Below are 25,110 nucleotides of genomic sequence, written 5' to 3'. Positions count from 1 at the left end.
TCATTGGCCTCCGCCGTCGAGGGCCGCCCGCACCAGCTCGTCGAGCCCCATCGAGTCGAGCGCGTCACCGGCGTCCCCGTCGGCGTCGTCGTCGACGGACCCCTCCGGGTCGCCACTCAGGTGCAGCAGCGCGTCCAGCACGCCGATCTCCCGCAGCCTGGCCATGGACAGCGACGCGAACAGCGCCCGGACCCGCGTCTCCTCCTCGTCGGCGCCCGAGGCCGCGCCCGTCTCCTGGAGGAGTTCCGCGATCACGTGGGCGGCGAGGGCCTCCGGGGTCGGGTAGTCGAAGATCAGCGTGGAGGGCAGCTTCAGCCCCGTCGAGGCCGTGAGTCGGTTGCGCAGCTCGATCGCGCTCAGGGAGTCGAACCCGAGGTCCCGGAACGCCTGGTCGGCACCGATCACCTCGCGGCCGGAATGCCCGAGGACGAGCGCGATCTGGCCGCGCAGCAGGTCGAGCAGCACGCCGAGCCGTTCGGGGCCGGCGAGGCCGGCCAGCCTGTCGCGCAGGGCGGACGCCGACCGCGCGGCCTCCTGCGCCGAGCCCGCCGATTCGACCAGCTCACGGTAGCCCGGCAGCTCGCACAGCAGCCGGCTGGGCCGTCCCGCCGTGTAGGAGCGGACGAACCGCTCGTGCTCGATGTCGGCGACCACCGCGACCGGCTCTCCCCCGGCGACGAGGCCGCTCAGCGCGGCGACCGCCAGCTCGGGGTCCATGGGGCGCACGCCCATGCGCCGGGACGCCTCCTGCGCCGCGGCCGCCTCCGCCATACCGCCGCCCGCCCAGGCCCCCCACGCCACCGCCGTGGCCGCCAGCCCGCGCTCGCGCCGCCGCTCGGCCAGGCCGTCCAGCACCGCGTTGGCGGCGGCGTAGTTGCCCTGGCCCGGGCTGCCGAGCGCCCCCGCCGCGGACGAGAACAGCACGAACACCGGCAGGTCCAGGTCTCGCGTCAGCTCGTCCAGCACGAGCGCCGGTGCCACCTTGGCGCGGAACACCGTCTCGAACCGCTCACGGGTCAGGCCGTCCACCACGCCGTCGTCGACCACGCCCGCGGCGTGCACCACACCGGTCAGCGGGTACTCGGCCGGGATGCCCGCCAGTACGGCGGCCAGTGCGTGCGGGTCGGCAGCGTCGCAGGCCGCGACGGTCACCCGGGCGCCCAGCCCCTCCACCTCGTCGCGCAGTTCGGCGGCCCCGGGGGCCTCCATCCCCCGCCGGCCGACCAGCACCAGGTGCTCCGCGCCGTGCCGGGCCAGCCAGCGGGCCAGATGCCCGCCGAGTGCGCCGGTGCCGCCGGTGATCAGTACGGTCCCGGACGGGGTCCACTCGCCGGGCTCACCGGTCCGGCCGTTCTGGCTGTGCTGGCCGGGCCGGCCGGGCTGGCCCGCGGGGTCGCGCACCAGCCGCCGGGCGTACGTCCCGGTGGGCCGGACGGCGAGCTGGTCCTCGCCGTCCGTCCCGGCGAGCGCGCTCGCCAGCCGCCGCGCCGCTCCCCGGTCGAAGTCCTCCGGCAGGTCGATCAGGCCGCCCCACCTCCGCGGGTGCTCCAGCGCCGCGACCCGGCCGAGCCCCCAGACGGCGGCCTGCGCCGGATCGCGCAGGACGTCGCCGGGACCGGCCGCGACCGCGCCCCGGGTGAGACACCACAGCGGCGCGGCGACACCGGCGTCGCCCAGCGCCTGGATCAGCAGGGTCGTCAGCGCCAGACCGCCGGGAAGCCCGGTGCCGGCCGGCTCCCGCAACGCCAGCAGGGAGACCACCCCGGCGAACGGCCGGTCGCCCGAGTGCGCGCCCAGCCACTCGGCCAGCGCGGCACGGTCCCGGGGTACGGCGGCGAGGTCGGCCACCTCCATGCGGACCACGTCGGCACCGAGCGCGCCGACCACCGAGCCCGTCCAGGCGTCCGCGGCCAGTTCCTCGGGGAGCACCACCAGCCAGGGGCCCGCCGGACCGGCCTGCGGGGTCCGGCCGGACGCGACCGCGCCGTCACCGGTGAGAGCCGTCCAGTCGATCCGGTACCGCCAGGCGTCCACGGTGGACCTCCGGCGCCGCTCCCTGCGCCACGACGACAGCCCCGGCAGCACCTTGGTCAGCGCCTCGCCGTCCACGTCGAGCCGCGACGCCAGCTCCTTGGCGTCCTCCTCCTCGACGGCCGCCCAGAACTCGGCGTCCACCGGGTCCGCCACACCCCCCGGGTCCGCCGCGCGGGCCGTGCCCGGGTGGCCCGCGTCGGGCCAGAACCGCTCGTGCTGGAAGGCGTACGTCGGCAGGTCCACCGTCCGGGCCCCGGTACCGGCGAAGACCGAGTTCCAGTCGGGGCTCATCCCGTGCACGTGCAGCCGGGCGAGCGCGGCGACGAGGGTCCGGTACTCGTCGCGGTCCGCGCGCAGCAGGGGGACCAGCTCGGCCTCGGCCTCCGCGGGGACGGTGTCACGGGCCATCGCGGTCAGGGTCGCGTCCGGGCCGACCTCGACGTAGCGGGTCACCCCCGCCTCGTGCGCCGCCCGGATCCCGTCGGCGAACCGTACGGTGCCCCGCACGTGCGCCACCCAGTGCTCCGGGGAGCGGAGCTCGTCCGTGACGGCGCCGCCGGTCACGTTCGAGATCACCGGGATTCGCGGCGCGGAGTAGGAGAGGCCTTCGGCGACCGCCCGGAAGTCCGCCAGCATCGGCTCCATCAGCGGCGAGTGGAACGCGTGCGAGACCCGCAGCCGCCTCGTCCGGCGCCCGCCTTCGGCCAGCGCGGCCGCCACGTCGAGCACCGCCCGCTCCGCCCCCGCCACCACCACGGACTCCGGGCCGTTGACCGCGGCGACGGAGACCCGGTCCTCGTACCCGGACAGCGCCCGCAGCACCTCCTCCTCGCCCGCCTGGACGGCGACCATCGCGCCACCGGCCGGAAGCCTCCGCATGAGCGCGCCCCTGGCCGCCACCAGCGCGCAGGCGTCCTCAAGTGACAGCACGCCCGCGACGTGCGCCGCGGCCAGCTCGCCGACCGAGTGTCCGATCAGCACGTCGGGGACGAGCCCCCAGGACTCCAGCAGGCGGAACAGGGCCACCTCGACCGCGAACAGCGCCGGCTGGGTCCACCCGGTCTCGTCGAGCAGGCCGGCCTCGGGCGTGCCCGCCGGGGCGAACAGGATCTCCCGCAGCGGGCGGTCCAGCCGGGCGTCCAGGCGCGCCAGGACGGCGTCGAGCGCGTCGGCGAAGACGGGGAACCTGTCGTAGAGCTCGCGTCCCATCCCCGCCCGCTGGCTGCCCTGGCCGGTGAACAGGAACGCCGTTCTGCCCGGCCTCCCGACCCGGCCGTCGATCACGTGGGGGGCCGGGTTCCCGTCCGCCGCCGCCATCAGGCCGTCCACCAGTTCCGCACGGTCACCGGCCAGGACGACGAGCCGCTGCCGGAAGCTCGACCGGGTGGTGGCCAGGGAGTACGCGATGTCGGCCGGTCCGGCGTCGGGGTGCCCGGCGAGGTGGTCGAGCAGGCGCAGCGCCTGCGCCCGCACCGCGGCCGGGTCCTTTGCCGACAACGGAACCGGCAGGAGACCGGGAACCACCCCGCCGATCCCCATGGCCGACCCCGGCAGCCCGGCGGAGCCGGACGGCTCGGCGGACGCGCGCAGCTCGGCGGACGCGCGCAGCTCGGCGGACGCGGGCGGCTCGGCGGACGCGGAGGGTCCGGTGGGGTCGGCGGGGGGCGCCTCCTCGATGATCACGTGTGAGTTCGTGCCGGTGGCCCCGAAGGACGAGATCCCGGCCCGGCGCGGGCGTCCGGAGTCAGGCCACGGCCTGGCCTCGGTCAGCGGCTCCACCGCGCCGGCCGACCAGTCCACGTGCGACGACGGCGTGTCCAGGTGCAGCGTCCTCGGCGCCACCCCGTGCCTGATGGCCATCACCATCTTGATCAGTCCGGCGACCCCGGCCGCCGCCTGCGTGTGCCCGATGTTGGACTTGATCGACCCGAGCAGCACCGGCCGCTCGCGGTTCTGGCCGTAGGTCTCCAGCAGGGCCTGCGCCTCGATCGGGTCGCCCAGCCTGGTGCCCGTGCCGTGCGCCTCCACCACGTCCACCTCGGACGGGGCCAGCCCGGCGGCGGTCAGGGCACGGTGGATCACCCTCCGCTGCGACGGGCCGCTCGGCGCGGTGAACCCGTTGGAGGCGCCGTCCTGGTTGACGGCCGAGCCGCGCAGGACCGCCAGCACGCGGTGGCCGTTGCGCCGGGCGTCCGACAGCCGTTCGACGACGAGCATGCCGACGCCCTCCGCCCAGCCCGTGCCGTCGGCGGCGTCGGAGAACGCCTTGCACCGGCCGTCCGGGGACAGCGCCCCCATCTCGCCGAACTCGACGAAGCCCACCGGTGTGGACATCACGGTGACCCCGCCGGCCAGCGCCAGCGAGCACTCCCCGGACCGCAGCGCCTGCGCGGCCAGGTGCAACGCCACCAGCGACGAGGAGCAGGCGGTGTCCGCGGTCACCGCGGGCCCCACCAGGCCGAAGGTGTAGGACAGCCGTCCGGAGATCACGCTGGCCGCCTGGGCCGTCTGCGCGTGGCCGCGATGGTCCCGGGGCGGCTGGTAGTCGCCACCGGTGGCGCCGACGTAGACGCCCACGTCTCCGCCCCGCAGGCCGGCGGGGTCGATGCCCGCCCGTTCGAACGCCTCCCAGGCGGTTTCGAGCACCAGCCGCTGCTGCGGGTCCATCACCATCGCCTCGCGAGGCGAGATGCCGAAGAAGCCCGGGTCGAAGTCGGCGACGTCGTAGAGGAAGCCGCCCCCGGCCGCCGTACTGCGGCCGCGCCCGTCGGCACCCCCGCCGGACAGGGCGGCCAGGTCCCAGCCCCGGTCGGCGGGGAACGCGCCGACCGCGTCCACCTCGCCGGTGACCAGCCGCCACAGGTCCTCCGGCGAGCGGACGCCGCCCGGGTACCGGCAGCTCATGCCGACGATGACGATCGGGTCGTCCGGGAGCCCGTACGGCACGGGTGCCCGGCTCCCCTCGCCGAGGCTTCCCTCGCCGGTGCCCTCCTCGCCGAGTACCAGGCCCGCCAGGTGCCCGGCGAGTTCCGCCGGTGTCGGGTGGTCGAAGACGAGCGTGGCGGGCAGGGTCAGCCCGGTCTCGGCGTTGAGCCGGTTCCGCAGGTCGACCGCGGTGAGGGAGTCGAACCCGAAGTCCCTGAAGGCCCGGTCGGCCTCGATCTCGGCGCCGTCGGCGTGGCCGAGGACCGAGGCGGCCCTGGTCACCACCAGTTCGAGGACGAGGCCCGTGCGCTCGGCCGCCGGAAGCGCGAGGAGACGGCTCCGGAGCCCGTCCGCCACGGAGGGCTCGCCGTCGCGGGCGCCGCCGCCCGCCGCCTCGATCGCCCGCCGGGCCTGGGGCAGCTCGTCCAGCAGCGGGGTCGGCCGCAGCGCGAGGAAGGCCGGGGCGAACCGGTCCCACTCCACGTCCGCGACCGTCATCGCGCTCTCGCCGCTCGCGACGACCCGGCCCAGCGCGCCGAGCGCGAGCTCGGGCGCCAGGGCGGGCAGCCCGTTCGCCCGCAGGTGCAGGTCCATTCCCCTGTCGGCGGTCACGCCGCTGTCCGCCCATGCCGACCAGGACACGGCGGTCCCCACCGCGCCCCGGGCGCGGCGCGCCTCGACCAGCGCCTCCCGGACCGCCTCCGCCGCGGCGGCGACCCCTCGGCCGGCCACTCCCCAGACGCCGGAGAGCGAGCAGAACAGCACGAACGCGTCCAGCTCCCGATCTCCCAGCAGGGAGTCCAGGTGCACCGCCCCCGCGGCGCGGGCCGCGGCGGCCGCGGCCACGTCCGCGGGCTCGGCCCCCTCCAGGGGGGCGGCTTCCGCCGGTTCCTCGGCGTAGACGACCGCGTCCGGCGGGAACTCGGCCAGCAGGGCGGCCACGGCCTCCCGGTCCGCCAGGTCGCAGTACCTGACCGTCACCCGGGGATCCACACCGGCGGACTCCACCCGGGCGGCGACCTCCAGCGACTCCACGGACTCCACGGACTCCACCCGGGCGGCGTCCTCCCCTGGCTCCGCGAGTCGCACCGAGGCGGCGCCCTCTCCCGGCTCCGCGGACTCCATCCGAGCGGCGACCTCTCCCGGCTCCACGTACTCCACCGTGGCGGGGTGACCGGCCAGCACGACCCGGTCGGCGCCCGCGTCGGCCAGCCAGCGGGCGACGCGCTCCCCCGCGGCTCCCGTGTCCCCGGCGACCAGCACCGTGCCGCGAGGTCGCCACGACCGGTCGGCGTCCCCGGCGGAGGCCGAAGCCTGGGACGGGGCCGGGGCCGGGGCCGGGACGAGCCTGCGGCCGAACACCCCTGAGGCGCGCACGGCGACCTCGCTCTCGCCGTCCGGGCCACCGGCCAGCACACCGGCGAACCGGGCGACGGCCCGCCGGTCGAGCGGTGCGGGCAGGTCGATCATGCCTCCCCAGCGCCGGGGGTGCTCCAGCGCCGCCACCCGTCCCAGGCCCCAGACCGCGGCCTGATCCGGGCTCGGCGGCGCGTCGGACCGGCCCACCGACACCGCGCCCCGGGTGACGCACCACAGCGGCGCGTCGACACCGGCGTCACCCAGCGCCCGCACCAGCGCGGCCGTCAACGCCACCCCTGGCAGGCCGTTCCCAAGCAGGCCCCCCTCGGACAGGCCGCCCTCGGGCAAGCCGTCCGTACCGGCGAGTGCCAGCAGGGAGATCACCCCCGCCGGCGCCCGGTCTCCCGCGTCCGGATCGCCGAGCAGCTCGGCGATCCGGGCGGCCAGCCTCGCGTGGTCGGTGTGCGTGACGTCGAGACGCGTCAGGGCGCCGGCGCCCGCCAGGGCGGCGCCCACGGCGTCGAGCGCCTCGGCCCACGGCTCCTCCCCGGACCGGCCGGCCGGGACGACCACCAGCCACCGCCCGCCCGGGACGGCGGACGGCGCGGCGGACGGCAGGGTGGTCAGGGGCTTCCATGACACCCGGTAGCTCCAGGAGTCCACGAGCGTGCGCTCGCGTCGCGAGCGGCGCCAGGACGACAGCGCGGGCAGCACCGTCGACAGCGAGTCCGTCCCCAGGTCCAGGGTGGCCGCCACGGAGGCCAGGTCCGCGCGCTCGACCGCGGCCCAGAACTCGGCGTCCACCGGATCCCCCGCCGGGCCGGCGGCCGGGGCGGCGACGGCCTCCGGCCAGTACCTCCTGCGCTGAAAGGCGTACGTCGGCAGGTCGACGAGCCGCGCGCCGCATCCGGTGAAGAGCGACCGCCAGTCCACCGGCAGCCCGTGGACGTGCAGCCGGGCCAGCGCGTCCACGACCGACGCCTCCTCGCCGCGGTCCTTGCGCAGCATCGGCACGACCAGGGTTCCGGCCTCGGTGCCGTCGGCCGCCAGGCAGTGCTGGGTCAGCGCGGACAGCACGCCGTCCGGGCCGAGCTCGACGAACGTGTTCACGCCGGAACCGCGCAGGGTGCGCACGCAGTCGGCGAAGCGGACCGCCTGCCGGGCATGGTCGACCCAGTAGCCGGGCGAGCAGAGCCGCTCGACGGCGACCGGCTCACCCGTCAGGCCGGAGACGAGCGGGATGGCCGGCGGCGAGAACCCGATCCCGCGCACGGCCCGGCGGAACTCCTCCAGCATGGGGTCCATCAACGGCGAGTGGAACGCGTGGCCGACGGCCAGCCGGGTGGTCTTGCGGCCCTCGGCCGCGAACCGGGCGGCGAGCTCGGTGACCGCTCCCTCCGCACCGGCGATCACCACCGCCGACGGCCCGTTGACCGCGGCGATCGACACCTCGTGCTCGCGCCCGGCGAGCATCGGGAGGACCTCGTCCTCGGTGGCCTGCAGGGAGACCATCGCGCCCCCGGCCGGCAGCGCCTGCATCAGGCGTCCCCTGGCGGCGACCAGGGTGCAGGCGTCGGCCAGCGTCAGCACCCCGGCGACGTGCGCCGCGGCGATCTCGCCGATCGAGTGCCCGGCCACCAGGTCAGGGCGCAGCCCCCACGACTCCGCCAGGCGGAACAGGGCCACCTCGACCGCGAACAGCGCGGGCTGCGTCCAGCGGGTCCGGTCGAGCCGCTCGGCCTCGGGCGAGCCCGCCTCGGCGAACAGGATCGTCCGCAGCGGCCGGTCCAGCTCGACGTCGAACTGCGCGAGCACCACGTCCAGTGCCTGCGCGAACACCGGGAACCTGGCGTACAGCTCCCGGCCCATGCCGGGGCGCTGGGAACCCTGCCCGGTGAACAGCATCGCCGACCTGCCCGCCACGGCGGTGGCCTCGCCGCGCGCGATCTCCGACACGCCGCCGGCGGTGGCCAGCAGCACCGCGCGGTGCCGGAACATCGACCGGCTCGCCAGCGAGTAGCCGACGTCCACCGGATCGAGGTCGCGGTCGGCGGCCGGTACGCGGTCGAGCTGGGCCCGCAGCGCCTCCCGGGTCCGGCCGGAGACGACCCACGGCACGACCGCGGGAACCGCCCGCCCGCCGGGCCGCCCGGGCGAGTCCCCCTCGCCGGACGACGGCCCGTCCGGGGGCGCCTGCTCCAGGATGACGTGCGCGTTGGTGCCGCTGATCCCGAAGGCGGAGACGCCGGCCCGCAGCGGCCGGTCCTTCCGCGTCCACGGCCGGGGCTCGGTCAGCAGCTCGACGGCCCCGGAGGACCAGTCCACGTGCGACGCCGGCACCTCGGCGTGCAACGTCCTGGGCAGCATGCCGTGCCGCATGGCCAGCACCATCTTGATCACTCCGGCGGCACCCGCCGCCGCCTGCGTGTGGCCGAGGTTGGACTTGATCGATCCCAGCCACAGCGGATGGTCCCGCTCCTGGCCGTACGTCGCCAGCAGGGCCTGCGCCTCGATCGGGTCGCCCAGCGCCGTGCCGGTGCCGTGCGCCTCCGCCGCGTCTACCTCGGCCGGGGACAGCCCCGCCGCGGCCAGCGCCTGGCGGATCACCCGCTGCTGCGAGGGGCCGTTCGGCGCGGTCAGGCCGTTGGAGGCGCCGTCCTGGTTCACCGCGGAGCCGCGTACGACGGCGAGGACCGGGTGGCCGCCGCGCCGCGCGTCCGACAGGCGCTCCAGCACGAGCATGCCGACGCCCTCCGACCACCCGGTGCCGTCCGCCGAGTCGGAGAACGCCTTGCACCGCCCGTCGGGCGCCAGGCCGCCCTGGACGCTGAACTCGACGAACGAGTCGGGGCTCGACATCACCGAGACGCCGCCCACCAGCGCCAGCGAGCACTCCCCGCCGCGCAGGGCCTGCGCGGCCCAGTGGAGGGCGACCAGGGAGGACGAGCACGCGGTGTCGACGGTGATGGCGGGCCCCTCCAGCCCCAGCGTGTAGGACAGCCGTCCCGACATGACGCTCGCCGTGGTGCCGGTGGCCACGTGCCCCTGCACGTCCGCGCCGGACCCCTTGAGCAGGCCGACGTAGTCCTGGCCGTTGGTGCCCACGAAGACGCCGCCGTCGCTGCCCCGGAGGTCGAGCGGGTCGATGCCGGCCCGCTCCAGCGCCTCCCAGGACGCCTCCAGCACCAGGCGCTGCTGCGGGTCCATCGCCAGCGCCTCACGCGGTGAGATGCCGAAGAACTCGGCGTCGAACTCGGTCGCGTCCCGCAGGAAGCCGCCGACGCCCGTGGCCGACATCCCCCCGGCGAGCGCCTCCAGGTCCCATCCCCGGTCGTCGGGGAACGGGGAGACGCCCTCTCCGCCGTCCACCAGCAGGCGCCACAGCTCCTCGGGGGAGCTCACCCCGCCGGGGAACCGGCAGCTCATGCCGACGATCACGATGGGATCGCCCTCGTCGGCGCGGGCCGGCGCGTCCGGCGTACGGCCGTCCGCCCCGGCGCGCGGCATCGAGCCGAGCAGTTCGGCCAGCAGGAAGTCCGCCAGCGCGGCCGGGGTGGGATAGTCGAACACCAGCGTCGCCGGCAGGGTCAGCCCCGTCGCCGCCACCAGCACGTTGCGCAATTCGACGGTGGTCAGCGAGTCGAAGCCCAGCTCCCTGAAGGGGCGGTCCGGTGCGACGCCGTCGGTGTCGGCGTGGCCGAGCACGGCGGCCACGCAGCCGCGCAGCAGGTCCAGGACGGCCCGGCCCCGCTCGTTGGCGGACAGCCCGGCCAGTCGCCGCCGGAACTCCGGCTCGGTCGTGGCGGCCTCGCCCCCTCCCGCGCCCGCGACCCCACCCGCGACCCCGGCACCCGGCACCGCGACGGCGGCGGCGACCTCGGGCAGGTCGCTCACCAGCGGGTTGTGCCGGATCACCGCGAAGGCGCCGGCGAACCGGGGCCAGTCGACGTCGGCGACGGTCAGCGTCGTGTCGTCCTGCTCGATCGCCTGCCGCAACGCGAGGATCGCCAGGTCCGGGGACATCATCTCCAGGCCGCCCCGGCGCATCCGGTTCTCCACGCCGGCGGCGTCCGCCGCCATGCCCGCCCCGGCCCACGGCCCCCAGGCGATCGACGTCGCCGCGAGCCCCCGCGCGCGCCGGTGCTCCGCCAGCGCGTCGAGCACGGCGTTCGCGGCCGCGTAGTTGGCCTGCCCCGGCGAGCCGAAGGTGGCGGACGTGGAGGAGAACAGCACGAACGCCCGCAGGTCCATGTGCTCGGTCAGCTCGTGCAGGGTGAGCGCGGCGACCGCCTTCGACCTCATGACCGAGGAGAGGCGTTCCGGCGTCAACCCGTCCAGCACCCCGTCGTCGACCACGCCCGCCGCGTGGAAGACCGCGGTCAGCGGGTGGGCCTCCGGGATCCCGGCCAGCAGGGCGGCCACGGCGTCGCGATCGGCGACGTCGCAGGCCACCACGCCGACCTGGGCGCCGAGGCCTGCCAGCTCGTCCCGCAGCTCGGCCGCGCCCGGCGCGTCCGGCCCGCGCCGGCCCGCCAGCAGGACGTGCGCGGCACCCGCGCGGGCCACCCAGCGGGCGACCCGCGCCCCGAGCGCACCGGTACCTCCCGTGATCAGCACAGTGCCCCCGTCGAAGGACCCGGTGCCCGCACCGCCCGGCGAGGTGCCCGCACCGGCCGGGGCGGCGTCCCGCGAGTCGATCGGGGCGTGCGCCAGGCGGCGGCCGAAGACCCCCGAGGGTCGTACGGCGAGCTGGTCCTCCCCCGTGAGAGCGGAACCCTTGAGACCGGAGCCCTTGAGACCGGAACCCTTGAGACCTGAACTGTTGGAACCCGAGCTGTCAGGACCCGAGTTGTCAGGACCCGGGCCCTCGATGCCGGACAGCGTGTCGATCAGGCGGGAGATCGTGCCGGGGTCGAGGTGCTCCGGCAGGTCGACCAGCCCGCCCCACAGGTGCGGCTGCTCCAGCGCCACGGACCGGCCGAGACCCCACACCGCGGCCTGCACCGGCCGGGACACCCGTTCCGAGCGTCCCACCGACACCGCGCCGCGGGTCACGCACCACAGGGGCGCCTCGGCCCCGGCGTCGCCGAGGGCCTGCGCCAGCGCGACCGTCGTCGCCAGGCCGGCGGGAACCCCCGGGCAGCCGGCGACCTCCCGCTCGTCCAGGGCCAGCAGCGACACGATCCCGGCGGGCCGGGGTCCGGCGGAGCACAGCTCCCGTATCCGTACGGCCAGTGCCGCCCGGTCGGGTTCGCCGGCCTCGATCCGGTCGGCCTGCGCGCCCAGCGCGCCCGCCAGCGAGGCCGCCCACTCGTCGGACGCGTACCCCGCCGGGACCACCACGAGCAACCGGCCTCGCCCGTCCGGGGAGGGCGCGATGGGCGGTGACCAGGGCAGCGGCTTCCAGACGGACCGGTACCGCCAGCCGTCGACGGCGGAGCGCTCCCGCCGGTGGCGGCGCCACGAGGACAGCGCCGGGAGCAGTGTCTCCAGTGCCTCCAGCGCCTCCGGCGTGCCGCCGTCGCCCCCCAGCCCTTCCGACAGCGCCGCCGCGTCGCCGCGCTCCACCGCGTCCCAGAAGTCCGTGTCCGCCGCGCCGGAGGGCGCGGGCGAGGCCCCCGCTCCGGCCTCCGGCCAGAACCGCCGGCGCTGGAAGGTGTACGTCGGCAGGTCGACCGTCTCGGCGCCGGTACCGGCGAAGAACCCCCGCCAGTCCACGTCGACGCCCCGGGCGTGCAGCCGGGCCATCGCGTCCGTGAGGGCCCGGTCCTCACCCCGGTCCCGGCGCGCCGCGGGGACCGTCCGGACGTCCGGGCGGTCGGCGAGGCAGTCGGCGGCGATGGCCGAGAGCACGGCGTCGGGGCCGAGTTCGAGGAAGGTGACGACGCCCTGCTCCGCGAGCCGGAGCACGCCGTCGCCGAAGCGGACCGGCCGCCGGATGTGCTCCACCCAGTAGTCGGGCGAGCAGAGCTGCTCCGCGGTCGCCGGCTCGCCGGTCACGTTCGAGATGACCGGGATCTCCGGCGGCGCGTACGACAGGCCGCGCGCGACCCGGCCGAAGTCGTCGAGCATCGCCTCCATGCGCGGGGAGTGGAACGCGTGGGAGACCTGGAGCCGCCTGGTCCTGCGCCCCCCGGCGGCGAGCCGCGCCGCGATCTCCAGGACGGGGTCCTCCTCGCCCGCGACGACGAGCGAGGCCGGGCCGTTGACCGCCGCGATCGACACCTGGTCCTCGCGCCCGGCCAGCAGCGGCAGCACCTCCTCCTCCCGGGCCTCGACGGCGACCATCGCCCCGCCCTCGGGCAGCGCCTGCATCAGGCGCGCGCGGGCCGACACCAGGGTGCACGCGTCCGGCAGCGACAGCACGCCGGCGACGTGCGCCGCGGCGATCTCCCCGACCGAGTGGCCCGTGAGGTGGCCGGGCCGCACGCCCCACGACTCGAGCAGCCGGAACAGGGCCACCTCGAAGGCGAACAGCCCCGGCTGGGTGTAGCCGGTCTCGTCCAGCAGGGCGGCCTCCGCCGTGCCCGCCGGGGCGAACAGCACCTCGCGCAGCGGGCGGTCCAGGTCCGCGTCCAGGTGGGACAGCACCTGGTCGAGCGCGTCCGCGAACGCCGGGAAGCGGCCGTACAGCTCGCGGCCCATTCCCGCGCGCTGGCCGCCCTGCCCGGTGAACATGAAGGCCAGCGAGCCGTGGACGGCGGTACCCAGGACGAGTGCCCCCGGGACGACGCCTTCCAGGGGCCCTTCGGCCAGCGCCCGCAACCCGTCGACGATCTCCTGCCGCTCCCGCCCGACCAGGACCGCGCGCCGGTCGAGGTGGGACCGCGAGGTCGCCAGGGAGAAGGCGACGTCCGTGGGGTGGAGACCGGGCGACTCCTCCAGCAGGGACGCCAGCCGTCCCGCCTGGTGGCGCAGGGCCGGCTCGTTCTTCCCCGACACCAGCACGGGGACGACGACGGGCTCGGCCGTCCTCGCGCGCGCGGCCACCGGCGGCGCCTCCTCCAGCACCGCGTGGGCGTTGGTGCCGCTGAGGCCGAACGACGACACCCCGGCCCGGCGCGGACGCCCGGCGCGCACCCACTCCCTCGGCTCGGTGAGCAGCTCGACGGCGCCCGCGCTCCAGTCCACGTGCGAGGACGGGGTGTCCGCGTACAGGGTCCTGGGCAGCAGGTCGTGCCGCATCGCCATGACCATCTTGATCACGCCGGCGACGCCGGAGGCCATCTGGGTGTGCCCGATGTTGGACTTGACCGAGCCCAGCAGCAGCGGGCGGTCCGGGTCCCGGTCCTGCCCGTAGGTCGCGAGCAGCGCCTGCGCCTCGATCGGGTCGCCCAGCGCCGTGCCGGTCCCGTGGCCCTCCACCGCGTCGACGTCCGCCGCCGAGAGCCCGGCGTTGGCCAGCGCCTGCCTGATCACCCGCTGCTGGGAGGGGCCGTTCGGCGCGGTCAGCCCGTTGGAGGCGCCGTCCTGGTTGATCGCCGATCCGCGGATGACCGCGAGGATCGGGTGGCCGTTGCGCTCGGCGTCGGACAGCCGCTCCACCAGCAGCAGGCCGACCCCCTCGGCCAGGCTCATCCCGTCCGCAGAGTCGGAGTACGCCTTGCACCGGCCGTCGGGGGCCATGGCACGCTGCCTGCTGAACCCGATGAAGGCGTCGGGGGTGGACATCACGGTCACCCCGCCCGCCAGGGCGAGCGAGCTCTCCCCGTCGCGCAGCGACTGGCAGGCCAGGTGCAGCGCCACCAGCGACGACGAGCACGCCGTGTCCAGCGTGACGGCCGGGCCCTCCAGCCCGAACAGGTACGACACCCGGCCCGACAGCACGCTGGAGATGGTGCCGGTGATCAGGTGGCCCTCCAGGCCCTCCCGGCCCCCGGCCATCGCCGCGCTGTAATCCTGGTAACTGGACCCGATGAAGGTGCCGGTCAGGCTGCCGCGCAGCGACGAGGGGGCGATCCCGGCCCGCTCGGCGGCCTCCCAGGCCGTCTCCAGCAGCAGCCGCTGCTGCGGGTCCATCGCCAGCGCCTCGCGCGGCGAGATCCCGAAGAAGTCGGCGTCGAACTCCGCCGCGTCGTGCAGGAAGCCGCCCCACGTGGAGTACGTCCTGCCGGACCGGCCGGGGTCGGGGTCGTAGAGCCCCTCCGCGTCCCAGCCCCGGTCGACGGGGAACCCGGAGATCGCGTCGACCCCGTCGGCCACGACCTGCCACAGCCGCTCCGGCGAGCCGACCCCGCCCGGGTAGCGGCAGGCCATCCCGATGATCGCGATCGGCTCGTCCGAGGCGGCCCGCGCCGGGCCCGCCACGGCCGCCGGGCCTCCTCGCGTCCCGGCGATCTCGGCGCGCAGGAACCCCGCCAGCGCCTCCAGGTTCGGGTGGTCGAACACCAGCGTGCTGGGCAGCGTCAGGCCCGTCGCACCGGCCAGCCGGTTGCGCAGGTCGACCGCGGTCACCGAGTCGAAGCCCATGTCGCGGAACGCCTGCCGCTCGACGACGGCGTCGGCCGAGGAGTGTCCCAGCACGGTCGCCGCCTGGGCGCGCACCAGCTCCAGCAGCAGGCGGTCCCGCTCGGAGGCGGGCAGCCCGCGCAGCCGGGTGACGAACTCCCCGTCGCCCGCGGCGGCGGCCGGCCGCTCGGAGGTCTCGGTCAGCAGCCGCACCGCGGGCACCTCGCAGAACAGCCGGCTCGGCCGTGCGGAGGTGAAGACCGGGAAGTACCGCTCCCAGTCGACGTCGGCGATCGCCAGCACGGTCTCCTCGCCGGCCAGCGCGTGCCGGAACCCTTCGAGCGCCAGGTCCGGCTCCATGAACACGAGCCCGCTGCGCCGGATCTGCTCGGGATCGACCCGCCCGAGATCGCGGTCGTCGGACCAGATGCCCCAGGAGATCGACGTGGCCGGCAGCCCCCGGGCGCGCCGGTTCTCGGCCAGCGCGCCGAGGTAGGCGTTGCCCGCCACGTACGCCGCGTGCCGCCCACTGCCCCACATCCCCGCCGTCGAGGAGAACAGCACGAAGTCGTCGAGCTCGTCGGCGTCCAGCAGCTCGTCCAGGTGCCGGGCACCGGCGACCTTGGCCCGTACCACCTCGGCGAACGCCTCCATGGTGGTGTCGTGCAGCGCGTGCAGCTCGATGGAGGCGGCGGCGTGCACCACCGTGCGGACGGCGTGGCCCTCCGCCCGCAACCGCGCGAGCAGGGCGGCGACGGAGTCGCGGTCGGACACGTCGCACGCCGCCATCGTGGCGCTCGTGCCGAGCTCGGCCAGCTCCGCCAGCAGCTCGGCCGCGCCGGGGGCGTCCATGCCCCGGCGGCTGGTCAGCACCACGTGCTCGGCCCCCTCGGCCGCGAGCCAGCGGGCCAGGTGCGGGGCGAGCGTTCCGGTGCCGCCGGTCACCAGGGTGCTGCCGCGCAGCCTCGCCCCGCGCGACGGCTCCCGCCCGGCCGCCGGCGCCGGCACCACCCGCCGGACGAACAGGCCGGAGGGCCGGATCGCGAGCTGGTCCTCGCCGCCGCCGCCCGCGAGGACGCTCGCCAGGCGCCGCGCCGCGCGCTGGTCGAGCGTCCCCGGCAGGTCCACCACGCCGCCCCACCGTCGCGGGTGCTCCAGCGCGGCCGTCCAGCCCACGCCGTGGACCTGCGCCTGGACGGGGTTGGTCAGCGGATCCGACCGTCCGGTGGAGACCGCGCCACGGGTGAGGCACCACAGGGGCGCGTCGACGTCCGCGTCCCCCAGGGCCTGCACGAGCGCGACGGTCAGCGCCAGGCCCGCGGCCAGCTCCGGGTGCCGCTCGGCGGGCCTCTCCGCCAGGGCCAGCAGGGACACCACGCCGGACACGTCGCCCGGTCCGTCACCCGGTACGTCGTCCGGCGCGTCGTTCGACACTCCGGTCAGCACGCGCGCCAGCAGGACGCGGTCCGTGCACGACTCGTCGAGCACGACCCTGCGGACCCGCGCGCCGTGCGCGGTCAGCGCGTCGGCGACGTCGTCCGTGACGCCGCCGGTGTGATCCTCCGTGGTGACGAGCAGCCACGTGCCCGACAGGGCGGCGGGGGCGAGGCCGGTCACCGGCCGCCACGCGACGCGGTAGCGCCAGGAGTCCACGGTGGACCGGGCCCGCTGCCGGCGACGCCAGGACGACAGCGCGGGCACCACCTCGGCCAGCACCCCCGTGCCCACCTCCAGTCCCGAGGCCAGCGAGTCGAGGTCCTCCCGCTCCACCGCCGCCCAGAACCGCTCGTCCGCCGGGTCCGCCGCGCCGGTCGGCCGCGCCTCGGCGCGCCGTATCCAGAACGGCTCCCGCTGGAAGGCGTACGTCGGCAGCTCCACCTGGTGGGCGCCCGTGCCGTCGAAGGCGTCTCGCCAGTCGACCGGCACGCCGCGCACGAACACCTCCGCCAGGGAGGTCAGGAAGCGCTCCGCGCCGCCCTGGTCGCGGCGCAGGGTCCCGGCGACCACCGTGCCCCCCGTGCCCCTCGCGGGCCCGCCCGTGTCCTCGGCCGTCTCCTGGATCGCGCCCGTCAGCACCGGGTGCGGGCTGACCTCGATGAACGCCCGGTACCCGGCGGCCAGCAGGCACCGCACCGCGGGTTCGAACCGGACGGCCCGCCGCAGGTTGCGGTACCAGTAGTCCGCGTCCAGCTCCGTGCCCTCCAGCCACTCCCCGGTCACCGTGGACAGGAACGGCACCTCGGCGCGCTCCGGCCGGATCGCCGACAGGGCCGGCGGCAGCTCCTCCTGGAGCCGCTCGACGTGGGCCGAGTGCGACGCGTAGTCGACCGCGACCCGCCTGGCCCGTATCCCCTCCTCGGTCAGCCCCCGTGCCAGCTCGTCGAGCGCGTCGGGGTCGCCGCACACCACGACCGAACGCGGCCCGTTGACCGCCGCGACCGAGATCCGCTCGCCCCAGGGGGCCAGCCTCTCCTCGACGTCCGGCGGCGCGAGCGCGACCGACATCATCCCCCCGGCACCGGCCAGCCGCCGCGCGATGGCCCGGCTGCGCACCGCCACCACCCGCGCGGCGTCGTCCAGGGAGAGCGCGCCCGCCACGCAGGCGGCGGCGATCTCCCCCTGGGAGTGCCCGATCACCGCGTCGGGCTCCACGCCGTGGGCACGCCACATCGCCGCCAGCGAGACCATCACCGCGAACGACACCGGCTGCACGACGTCCACCCGGTCCAGCGACGGCGCGCCCTCCGCCTGGCGCAGCACGTCGACGAGCGACCAGTCGACGTACCGGCTCAGGGCCAGTCCGCACTCGGCGACGCGCTCGGCGAACACCGGGGACTGCTCCAGCAGCAGGGCGCCCATGCCGGCCCACTGCGCGCCCTGTCCGGGGAACACGAAGACCGTCTTGCCCTCGACGTCCGCCACTCCCCGGGTCGTGCCCGGTGCGGGCTCGCCCGCCGCCACCGCCCGCACGCCGGCGAGGAGCGCGTCGCGGTCACCGCCCACCACGACCGCGCGGTGCTCGAACGCCGACCGCGACGTCACCAGCGAGAGGCCCACGGCGGCCGGGTGCGAAGCCGGATGCGCGGCCAGGTGCGAGGCCAGCCGCTCCGCCTGCGCGCGCAGCGCCCCGGCAGTCCTGCCCGACACCACCCACGGCACCGCACCGGCACCGGGATCGCGGTCGGGGACGGCGTCCGCGGCCGGCTCCCCGGCGTCCGGCGCCTGTTCGAGGATCGCGTGGGCGTTCGTGCCGCTGATCCCGAAGGAGGACACCGCGGCCCGGCGCGGACGTCCGGTCTCCGGCCACGGCACGGCCTCGGCCAGCGGCTCGACCGCGCCCGCCGTCCAGTCCACGTGGGACGAGGGCGTGCCCACGTGCAGCGTCCTGGGCAGCGTCCCGTGCCGCATCGCCATGACCATCTTGATCACGCTGGCCACGCCCGCGGCGGACTGCGTGTGGCCGATGTTCGACTTGACCGACCCGAGCAGCAGCGGGCGCTCCCGGTCCTGCCCGTACGTGGCGAGGAGGGCCTGGACCTCGATGGGGTCGCCCAGGCCGGTACCCGTGCCGTGCGCGTCGATCGCGTCGACCTCGGCCGGGGACAGCCGCGCGCCCGCCAGGGCCCTGCGGATCACCCGCTGCTGGGAGGGGCCGTTCGGCGCGGTCAGGCCGTTGGAGGCGCCGTCCTGGTTCACCGCGGAGCCGCGCACCACCGCGAGGACCGGGTGGCCGTTGCGCCGCGCGTCGGACAGCCGCTCCACCAGCAGCAGGCCGACCCCCTCGGCCAGGCTCATCCCGTCCGCCGAGTCGGAGAACGCCTTGCACCGGCCGTCGGCGGCCAGGGCCCGCTGGCGGCTGAACGCCACGAAGGCGGCCGGGGTGGTCATCACCGTCACGCCGCCCGCCAGGGCGAGCGAGCTCTCCCCGTCGCGCAGCGACCGGCAGGCCAGGTGCAGCGCCACCAGCGACGACGAGCACGCCGTGTCGACCGTGACCGCGGGCCCCTCCAGGCCGAGCACGTACGACACCCGGCCCGACAGCACGCTCGGGATGGTGCCGGTGACCTGGTGCCCCTCGGCGTCGGCGGCGTCCGAGCCGTACTCCTGGTAGCTGGAGCCGATGAACGTGCCGGTCGGGTGGCCGCGCAGCGACGAGGGGTCGATCCCGGCCCGCTCGATGGCCTCCCACGCGGTCTCCAGCAGCAGCCGCTGCTGCGGGTCCATCGTCAGCGCCTCGCGCGGCGAGATCCCGAAGAACCCGGGGTCGAAGTCGCCCGCGTCGTGGAGGAACCCCCCTTCGACCGAGTACGTGGTGCCGGAGTGGTCGGGGTCGGGGTCGTAGAGCCCTTCGGTGTCCCAGCCCCGGCCCGCGGGGAATCCGGAGATCGCGTCGACCCCGTCGGTCACCAGTTCCCACAGCTGTTCGGGAGAGCCGACACCGCCGGGGAACCGGCAGGCCATCCCGATGATCGCGATCGGTTCGTCGGCGCGGGCGGCGACGGCCGGAACCTCCGTGCCCGCGTCCGCCGCGTCCCGCGCGCCCACGATCCGCGACCGCAGGAACTCCACCAGCGCGGCCGGGTTCGGGTGGTCGAAGACCAGCGTGCTCGGCAACGCCAGGCCGGTCGCCGCGACGAGCCGCTTCCTCAGCTCCACGGCGGTCAGCGAGTCGAACCCCAGATCGCGGAAGGCGCGCCGCTCGGCGACCGCCTCGGCCGAGGCGTGCCCGAGCACGGCCGCCACCTCGGCGCGTACCAGGTCCAGCAGCCCGCGCCGCTGCTCCTTCCCGGCCAGGTGCCGGAGCCGCGCGACGAGTTCGGAGTCGCCGGAGGTCGTCCCCGCCCCGTCCTCGCGCTGTGCCCTGACCTCCGCGAGCTCGCCGAACAGGTTGCTGGGCCGGGTCGAGGTGAAGATCGGGTGGAATCGGTCCCAGTCGACGTCGGCGACCGTCACCACCGCGTCCCGGCCGCCGGTCGCCCGGCCCAGCTCGCCGATCGCGAGGTCGGGCGGCAGGAGGGACAGCCCGCGCCTGAGCAGGTAACCGGCCATGCTCTCCTCGGCGGCCATCCCGGCCTCCGCCCACGCGCCCCAGGCCACCGACGTCGCGGCGAGACCGCGCGCGCGCCGGTGCTCGGCCAGCGCGTCGAGGTAGGCGTTGGCCGCCGCGTAGGCGCCCTGCCCCGCGCTGCCCCACACCCCGGCGATCGAGGAGAACAGCACGAAGAAGTCGAGCTCGCGATCCCCGAGCAGGCCGTCCAGGTTGGCGGCCCCGGCCACCTTCGCCGTCATCACCCCGGCGAGGACCGTGGCGTCCGCCTGCCCGAGGGGCTCGGCGGCCTGCCCGACCCCGGCCGCGTGGACGACCCCGGTGAGCGGGCGCTCGGCCGGGATCGCGGCCAGCACGGCGGCCAGCGCGTCGCGATCGGCCACGTCACAGGCGACGACGCTCACCTCCGCGCCCAGCGCGAGCAGCTCGTCGCGCAGCTCCGGCGCGCCGGGGGCGTCCAGGCCGCGCCGGCCGGTCAGCACGAGGCGCGTGACGCCGCCGCGTACCAGCCACCGCGCGGTCGCCGCCCCCAGGGCACCGGTCCCACCGGTGACCAGCACCGTGCCACCGGAACCCGACGCGGCGGCACCGGACCTCGGCGCGGTGTCACCGGCGCCCGACGCGGCGGCACCGGACCTCAACGCACCGGAACCCGACGCGGCGGCACCGGAACCCGGCACGGCGGCACCAGGACTCGACGCGGCGGCACCGCCCGATCCGGACGGATCAGGCGCGGCGGGGTGGCGTCGCAGCCGACGGCCGAACACGCCCGTCGCCCGTACCGCCACCTGGTCCTCGCCGTCCAGGCCCGCCAGCACGCTCGCCAGCCCCTGGGCGGCACGCCCCTCGACGACCTCGGGCAGGTCGGCCAGGCCGCCCCACCGCTCCGGGTGCTCCAGGGCCGCGACCCGGCCCAGGCCCCACACCTGCGCCTGGACCGGACGTGTCACCCGATCGCCGGGAACCGCGGACACGGCGCCACGGGTGACGCACCAGAGTGGCGCGCCGATCCCCGCGTCGCCGAGCGCCCGCAGGAGCGTGACCGTGAGCGCGAGGCCGCCCGGCACCACCCCGCCGTCCTCGACGGGCGTCTCCACCGGCGCGAGCATCGACACCACACCGGCGAGCTCGCCCACCTCCCGGAGCCGGGCCGCGAGCGCGGCATGATCGGCGCCCATCCGGCCGACGTCAACCATGCCGGCGTCCACCCCGTCGGCATCCACCTTGCCGACGTCCACCCCGTCGGCGTCCACCCGGTCGGCGCGAGGCCGGTCGGCGTCCGCGCCCTCCAGCACGAGCCGCTCCACCCGCGCCCCGTGCCCTTCCAGTGCGGCGACCACGTCGCCGTCCGGGACCCCGTCGGCGGTCACGACCAGCCAGGTGCCCTCCAGCACGGCGAGAGGGGGCGTACGGCGAGGCTTCCACTCCACCCGGTAGCGCCAGGAGTCGAGCGTCGACGCCTCGTCCCGGCTCCGCCGCCACGACGACAGGGCCGGGAGCAGGGTGTCCAGCGAGGAGGAGTGCTCCTCCCCCAGGCCGAGGATCGCGGCCACGTCCTCGGCGGCGCCGCGCCCGACCGCGTCCCAGAGCCGCGCGTCCGCCGGATCGGCGACCGAGGCGAGCGCGCCGGCCGCGCCGTTCACCGCCGGCGGCGGCTCCGGCCAGAACGACTCGTGCTGGAACGCGTACGTCGGCAGCTCCACCCGCCGGGCCCCCTGGAGCAGGGCCGGCCAGTCGACGCGTACGCCGTTCACGTGCAGCTCGGCCGACGCGGTCAGCAGGGCCGCGCTCTCGCCCCGGTCGCCGCGCAGCACGGGCAGCAGCAGCGCCTCCGCCTCGGCCTCTGGGGGAAGGGCGTCCTGGGCCATCGCGGTCAGCACGCCGTCCGGCCCGATCTCCAGGAACGCGGTCACGCCCGCCGCGTGCAGCTCCCGTACGCCGTCGCGGAACCTCACCGCCTCCCGCACGTGCCGCACCCAGTAGTCCGGGGAGCACAGTTCGTCCGTGACGAACCCGCCGGTCACGTTGGAGATCATCGGGATCCGCGGGGGCGCGTACGACACCGTCTCGGCGACCGCCCGGAACTCCGCGAGCATCGGCTCCATCAGCGGGGAGTGGAAGGCGTGCGACACCCGCAGCCGCCTGGTCCTGCGCTCCCTGGCGGCCCACCCCGCGGCGACCTCCAGCACCGCGGCCTCGGCCCCGGCGATCACCACCGACGCCGGGCCGTTGACCGCCGCGACCGACACCTCGCCCTCGCGTCCGGCCAGCGACTCCAGGATCTCCTCCTCGCCGGCCTGGATCGCCACCATCGCGCCGCCGGCCGGGAGCGCCTGCATCAACCGGCCCCGCGCGGCCACCAGCGCGCAGGCGTCCTCCAGCGTCAGCACCCCGGCGACGTGCGCGGCGGCGAGCTCGCCGATCGAGTGCCCCGCCAGCGCGGCCGGGCGCACGCCCCACGACTCCACCAGCCGGTACAGCGCGACCTCCAGGGCGAACAGCCCCGGCTGCGTGTACGCCGTGCGGTCGAGCAGCTCGGCGTCGAAGAAGAGCGCCTCCCGCAGCGGGCGGTCCAGGTAGGGGCTCATCCGGGGGGCGAGCGCCGCGAGCACGCCCTCAAGGGCCTCGGCGAACACCGGGAACCGCTCGTAGGCCTCCAGCCCCATCCCCACCCGCTGGGCGCCCTGGCCGGTGAACAGGAACGCCGTCCTCCGGTCGTCCTCGGCCCGGCCGCGCACGACCCCCGGCGCGGCCCGGCCACCGGCCAGCGCGCGCAACCCGGCCAGCGCCCCGGCGTGGTCCCCGGCCTGTACGACGGCCCGGTGCTCGAAGAGGGAACGGGTGGTCACCAGCGAGAACGCGACATCGGCCAGGGACGCCTCGGGACGGGCCTCGAGGTGGGACAGCAGCCGCGCGGCCTGTTCCCGTACCGCCCGCTCCGTCCTGCCGGAGACCGGCAGGCTCACCATCGGCGGCCCGGCGACCGGGGGGGCCGTCCCCTCGTCCGACGGGGTCCGCCCGGCGGTGTCCTGCTCGATGATGAGGTGGGCGTTGGTGCCGCTGAAGCCGAACGACGACACGGCGGCCCGGCGCGGACGGTCCGTCCTGGGCCACTCCCGCGCCTCGGTCAGCAGCTCCACCGCGCCCGCGCTCCAGTCCACGTGCGAGGACGGCGCGTCGACGTGCAGGGTCCTGGGTACGACGCCGTGCCGCATGCCCATGATCATCTTGATCACGCCCGCGACACCCGCCGCCGCCTGCGTGTGGCCGATGTTCGACTTGATCGACCCGAGGAGCAGCGGATGGTCCCGGTCCTGCCCGTACGTGGCGAGGAGGGCCTGGGCCTCGATCGGGTCGCCCAGGGTGGTCCCGGTACCGTGCCCCTCCACCACGTCCACCTCGGCCGGGGACAGGCGCGCCCCGGCCAGCGCTTGGCGGATCACCCTGCGCTGCGAGGGGCCGTTCGGCGCGGTCAGCCCGTTGGACGCGCCGTCCTGGTTGACCGCCGAGCCGCGGATGACCGCCAGCACGTCGTGGCCGTTGCGCCGGGCGTCCGACAGCCGCTCCAGCACCAGCACCCCGACACCCTCGGCCCAGCTCACCCCGTCCGCGCCGTCCGCGAACGACCTGCAGCGCCCGTCGGCGGACAGCCCCCGCTGCCGGGAGAACTCCACGAACGCCCCCGGGGTGGCCATCACGGTCACGCCGCCGGCCAGCGCGAGCGTGCATTCCCCCGAGAGCAGCGCCTGTGTCGCCAGATGCACCGCGACCAGCGAGGACGAGCAGGCCGTGTCGACCGTCACGGCCGGGCCCTCCAGGCCCAGCGTGTAGGACACCCGGCCGGAGACGACGCTCGCGGCGGTCCCGGTGCCCCGGTAGCCCTCGAACTCTCCCGCGCCCAGGATCCCGCTGTAGTCGGTGTACATCACCCCGGCGAACACGCCCGTCCGGCTGCCCCGCAGCGTGACCGGGTCGATCCCGGCCCGCTCGACGGCCTCCCAGGAGGTCTCCAGCAGCAGTCGCTGCTGCGTGTCCGTCGCCAGCGCCTCCCGCGGGCTCATCCCGAAGAAGTCCGCGTCGAACTCCGCCGCGTCGTGCAGGAAACCACCCTGCCTGGTGTACGAGCTGCCCGCGTGGTCGGCGTCCGGGTGGTAGAGCGCGTCCAGGTCCCAGCCGCGGTTGGCCGGGAATCCCGTGATCGCGTCACGGCCCTCGGCCACCAGCCGCCACAGGTCCTCCGGTGAGGCGACACCGCCCGGGTAGCGGCAGCTCATCCCGACGACCACGATCGGGTCGTCGGCGACCGGCGTGATCACGGCCGGGACGGCCACGTCCTGCTCGCCCAGCGCCTCGTCCAGCAGGAACTCCGCCAGCACGGCGGGCGTGGGATGGTCGAACACCAGCGTGGCCGGCAACCTCAACCCGGTCGCCGCGTTCAACCGGTTGCGCAGCTCCACCGCGGTCAACGAGTCGAAGCCCAGCTCACGGAACTCCCGCCGGACGTCCACCTCCTTCGGCGAGGCATGCCCCAGCACCAGCGCCACCTCGGTACGCACCACCTCCACCAGAAGCTGGACACCCTCCGCCCGCTCCAGAGCGGCCAGCCGCCGCCCCAACACCCCATCCCCGGCCCCGGCCGACGACACCGCCGACCGGCGAACCCCCCGCACCAGCCCACGCAACAGGTACGGCACCTCACCCCGCGCCCGCACCCCCACCAGATCAAACCGGACCGGCGCCGACACCGCCTCCCCCGAACCGATGGCCGCCTCGAACAGCGCGACCCCCTGCTCCACCGTGATCGCCGCCATCCCCGCACGCGTCAACCGACGCGCCTGAACCTCATCCAACCCACCCGTCATCCCCGCGTCCCGCGCCCACGGACCCCACGCCAGCGACACCCCCGCCAACCCCCGCGAACGCCGATGGACAGCCAGCGCGTCCAAGAACGCATTCGCCGCCGCGTAATTCCCCTGACCCGCCCCACCGAACATCCCCGCCACCGACGAGAACACCACGAAGTCGGCCAAGTCCTCATCACGGGTCAGCTCGTGCAGATGCCACGCCGCATCCACCTTGGGGCGCAGCACGGTGTCCAGCCGCTCGGACGTCAACGACGGGATCGTGCCGTCATCCAACACACCGGCGGTGTGGATCACCGCGGTCAGCGGATGCTCGGGAGCAACCCCGGCCAGCAGCGCCGCCACCTGGTCCCGGTCCGCCACATCACAGGCGGCGATCTCCACCTCGACGCCGTGCGCGATCAGCTCCGCCTGCAACTCCACCGCCCCCGGAGC

General features: G+C 76.1%; 1 protein-coding gene. It reads right to left on the bottom strand.

The window, feature by feature from the left end; genetic code table 11:
- Positions 1-25,098, bottom strand: coding sequence for a type I polyketide synthase (locus tag AC5L38_RS42595; RefSeq protein ID WP_495248518.1), 25,098 nt, complete (start codon positions 25,096-25,098; stop codon positions 1-3).
- Between the last annotated feature and the right edge of the window lie 12 nt (positions 25,099-25,110).

Source organism: Streptosporangium nanhuense (genome assembly GCF_059358815.1).
This window is presented reverse-complemented; position numbering and strand designations above follow the sequence as displayed.